The 3,452-nt window shown below is 48.2% G+C and carries 5 protein-coding genes and 2 pseudogenes; 2 read left to right on the plus strand and 5 right to left on the minus strand.

All coding sequences use genetic code 11. The features are described from left to right. The 5 genes and pseudogenes from RTK32_RS14570 to RTK32_RS14590 all read right to left on the minus strand — a co-directional run. Window positions 1-390: pseudogene (locus RTK32_RS14570) on the minus strand (glycoside hydrolase); the annotation flags it as partial. 102 nt (window positions 391-492) lie between these two features. Next, entirely contained in the window at window positions 493-666 is a 174-nt protein-coding gene (locus tag RTK32_RS14575; protein WP_312045216.1) for a hypothetical protein, read from the minus strand. 321 nt (window positions 667-987) lie between these two features. Then, a complete protein-coding gene (locus tag RTK32_RS14580; protein ID WP_312045218.1) occupies window positions 988-1,698 on the minus strand; it encodes a helix-turn-helix transcriptional regulator in 711 nt (236 codons plus the stop codon). Next, entirely contained in the window at window positions 1,695-2,087 is a 393-nt protein-coding gene (locus tag RTK32_RS14585) for an amino acid-binding protein (protein WP_312045220.1), read from the minus strand. Before RTK32_RS14585 ends, RTK32_RS14580 begins: the two co-directional genes overlap by 4 nt. Further along, a complete protein-coding gene (locus RTK32_RS14590) occupies window positions 2,080-2,403 on the minus strand; it encodes an antibiotic biosynthesis monooxygenase (protein WP_312045222.1) in 324 nt (107 codons plus the stop codon). Before RTK32_RS14590 ends, RTK32_RS14585 begins: the two co-directional genes overlap by 8 nt. 361 nt (window positions 2,404-2,764) lie before the next feature. Here RTK32_RS14590 and RTK32_RS14595 point away from each other — a divergent pair. Both RTK32_RS14595 and RTK32_RS14600 read left to right on the plus strand, forming a co-directional pair. Next, window positions 2,765-2,872 (plus strand): annotated as a pseudogene (locus RTK32_RS14595) (IS6 family transposase); the annotation flags it as partial. A 225-nt stretch (window positions 2,873-3,097) separates the two neighbouring features. Continuing rightward, the coding region (locus RTK32_RS14600; protein WP_312045224.1) for a hypothetical protein at window positions 3,098-3,452 on the plus strand (355 nt) is incomplete at its 3' end.

The raw sequence follows: 3,452 nt of genomic DNA on the forward strand, positions 1-3,452 counted from the left end.
ATCCAGTGTGCCGCCCCCCGTAATGGCGATATTTTTAACGTGACTGGCGAAGATAAAGGCTTCATTCGCTTTAGCGGGTTGCCCAATAAACGCTGAGATGAATTTCCCTTCCTGATTGCTTGCTTTCAGCGTTCCTCCTTTATCAATTTGCAGCGTGATATTACTTTGTAATTGCAGCGGACCACTTAACCAGAGCCCCGGTGACAGTTGAACTGTTCCTCCACCACGCTGGCTACATTGCTGAATAGCCTGTTGGATTGCATGGGTATTCAGGTTTTTTCCATCAGCTTTACCTCCAAAATTCTGGGGAAGACAGACTGTAGAAGCGGCTTGCGCCAGACAAGATGAAAAACATACACAGCAGACCAGCGTCATCAGAGATTTATTCATACACCCTCAACAGATAAAACAGTTAAACGCCCGACATTCAGGGCGATGTGTGCTGGTTGCATGCCACATGGCGACCCTAATACGTCACCACCTTCACCCAATTCACATCACCCAGACAGAAACTTCACTCATCTTCTTAAGCTTCCCCGCTTTTAGCAATGATTTCTCCGTTCCCGTAAACACAAGGCCAATATCTTCATTGCCGGCACCGCTGGCATAAGCAAGTAATGAATGCGCCTTGCGATCGGCTGATAATTCATGCTCTTGTGATGCCATACGTCACTTATAGCGTAAGAAAAACACCGCTATAGGTATACGCAGCAGAGTCGGCTAGCAGATATGTGCTTTTGCCCTGGAACGATTAGGCAAATGACGGGCTGTTTTTAAATTTCATGAGGTTAGATAAATTTACGCCGAAGATTTTTGTACTGGTTTGTGCACTGGCTCACTCGGGGAAATGTCTGCTGGTGGCACAAAGCAGACATGGACGAGCATGTCCGCCGTGAGCGAAAAGCGGATCCGCGTTTGTCAAAATGGGCGAGTAACAGGAAGGCACTCAATATCATCCGCTCTGAATAGCAGAGACGTGACTTAAGTTCAGGTAATTGTTAGCTCAAACAGACGATACATTGCAACCCGGCCTGGAGCGGTTACGTTCACTTCACGATATCCCTGTATACGCGTTACCCATTCTTTTTGCAGGAATAGCGTAAACAGGGCTGAACCAGCGTCACCACCGAGGTGGAAACGTCGTTCACTCCAATCCAGACAAGGGCAGCAGGGCTTGCGGCGCGTGCGGGAATTAAGCACGACGCCCATTTGCTCAAAATGCATTTTGCCGACAGAGGTGAGTCCCGATCCATCTGCTGCCAGCCATTTTTCCCGCAGCATCCATTCATAAATATTGACGGCAAGTTCGCCTGCCAGATGGTCATAGCAGGTGCGTGCATACCGAAGACAGACCGGCGTACTGGAAAGAAGCGTCTTATAAGTACGCATGGAAACGCCCATCAGGTTTTCCAGCAGTTCAGCGATATGATGGCCCGCAAGACTGTAATATCGATGACGCCCCTGCGTCAGGCAAATAACCAGGCCGTTGCTGAGAAGCCGGTTCAGATGCCCGCTGGCTGTCGAGGCTGCTATACCCGCCACTACGCTAAGTTCGGTGGCTGTCCACGCCCGTCCGTCCATCAGAGCGCACAGAATATTGACCCTTGACGGATCGGACATGGCAGAAGCTACCCTTGCCATTGCTGTTTCAAGAACATCATCCGGCTCACTGGCGCACTGTGTGTTAAGGTCTTTCATTCAGCAGGTATGGCCCATTTTTGGGTGACTTCAGCTGCCCGAGTATCATCATCTGTAATCAGAATAAGCCGGTTGCTGTGGTCGCTGTACTGTACCAGAATATTGATGCCGTTCCGGGCAATGGTGTCAGCTATTTCTCCCAGTTCACCGGGTCGTTCCTGAGGTAATTTTCTTACGAGAGGACGACACACATTGCAGACTTTAAAGCCAGCTTTAGCCAGTATCCTGCAAGCTTTTTCACCGTCTTCAACCAGGAAGTGTGCATGTCCTGCCTCAGGTGTGGTAAATACGCCACCGCCCTCAAGTCCCACTCCATTTTCACCCAGTAAATTACCCAGTGATCCCAGGAATCCCGGGCTATTTGCGAGAATAACGTGGATATCATACATGCTGATTCGTTCCCTTATCAGAAGAGTAATCACGGAATACGCTGGCTACCCGTATTCTGTAGAATGAAAAAATCGATTGCCTGCCTTCTTTCTGCGCAGCCTGATGCATGATGTTACGCTTCCATCCGTCTACGGATTCTTCATCTTTCCACCACGACAAAGAAAGAATTTTTCCGGGCGTGGTCAGGCTCTGGAAGCGCTCAATTGAAATAAAACCAGGCGTGTCGGATAAAAGAGGCTGCAGCTCTGAAGCAAGCTGAAGATATCTTTCCTGAGATTCAGGCAGGGCATCTGCCTCAAAAAGTACTGCAATCATGGTTCGCTCCCTCGTCAATTTTCGGACAGTTTAATGATGGCGAAGGCATATTGCTTCGGCAGGCACCGAAGTATGCATGTGCATGAGTGAATCCATCGAAACGGATAAGCGATGAACATTAAGCTCATGGGTAAAAGACGGAGCAATCTGAAGGTGTGGCTTTACATGTACCGCTGCTGGCACAAAGCGGACATGTACGCGTGACAAGCTCCGCTTTGTGCGAAAAGCGAACCTTAATGATCCAGCAAATTCATACGTGAACCTCACAGGAAAAACGTAAGAAACTTCAGAACCTATGGCAGTGCAAAAATGGCCCATAAGCTGCCTGCGACAGCCGGAAAAAGTAGAGTCACGTCAACATAAAAAGATTGAAGTGATGCGTGCGATACGGAAAGGTCAGGCCGAATCATTTTATTTTTGGCATCCCCTGGGCGGAATGCGTCTGGTGAGCAGAGTCTTTGAAAGATGAGACCTTTCAGTAACACTAAAGGTTGCCTCATAATGATCTTTGCAACAGCGCCATAAATTTATAGTAATCACTTAGTTTCATATGAATGGCTGCCTCCTTTACGGTTAAAATATGTCAGAGTGATGCATGAATAACCAGGTATTGACCTTCAGCTGGCGCCTCCATGACGCTTCGCATCATTCAGTGAACCGGCTGCGTACTGCTCGCCAGTCCGGGACTGGATGATTGTTAAATGATATCTATATCAAAGGGAGAGGGCTAAGTTATTCCTTTTCAGGAAAGGGATGTTTGGCCATGCCAGTATCAGCAACACAACACAGAGCGACAGCCGGGACTCACCAGAATAAGCTTTTTGAAAACAACAGCAGGAGCAACATTACGCATACTTCTGTTACAGACAGGGATAGTCAGCATATTCAGCGTGACCAGTATGACTTTCCTCTCGCATTAACACATGTGGGAAACTCACCGGATGCTATGTCAAGGCCAGCACAGCAACTAACGTTACGACAGAATACGGCTCTTCTTTGTTTACAACTGCTCAGTCAGATTCATCCTGCCGATAATCCTCTTTCTGCAG

Source organism: Erwinia sp. (assembly GCF_031978025.1).
In the GTDB taxonomy this organism is placed as follows: domain Bacteria; phylum Pseudomonadota; class Gammaproteobacteria; order Enterobacterales; family Enterobacteriaceae; genus Erwinia.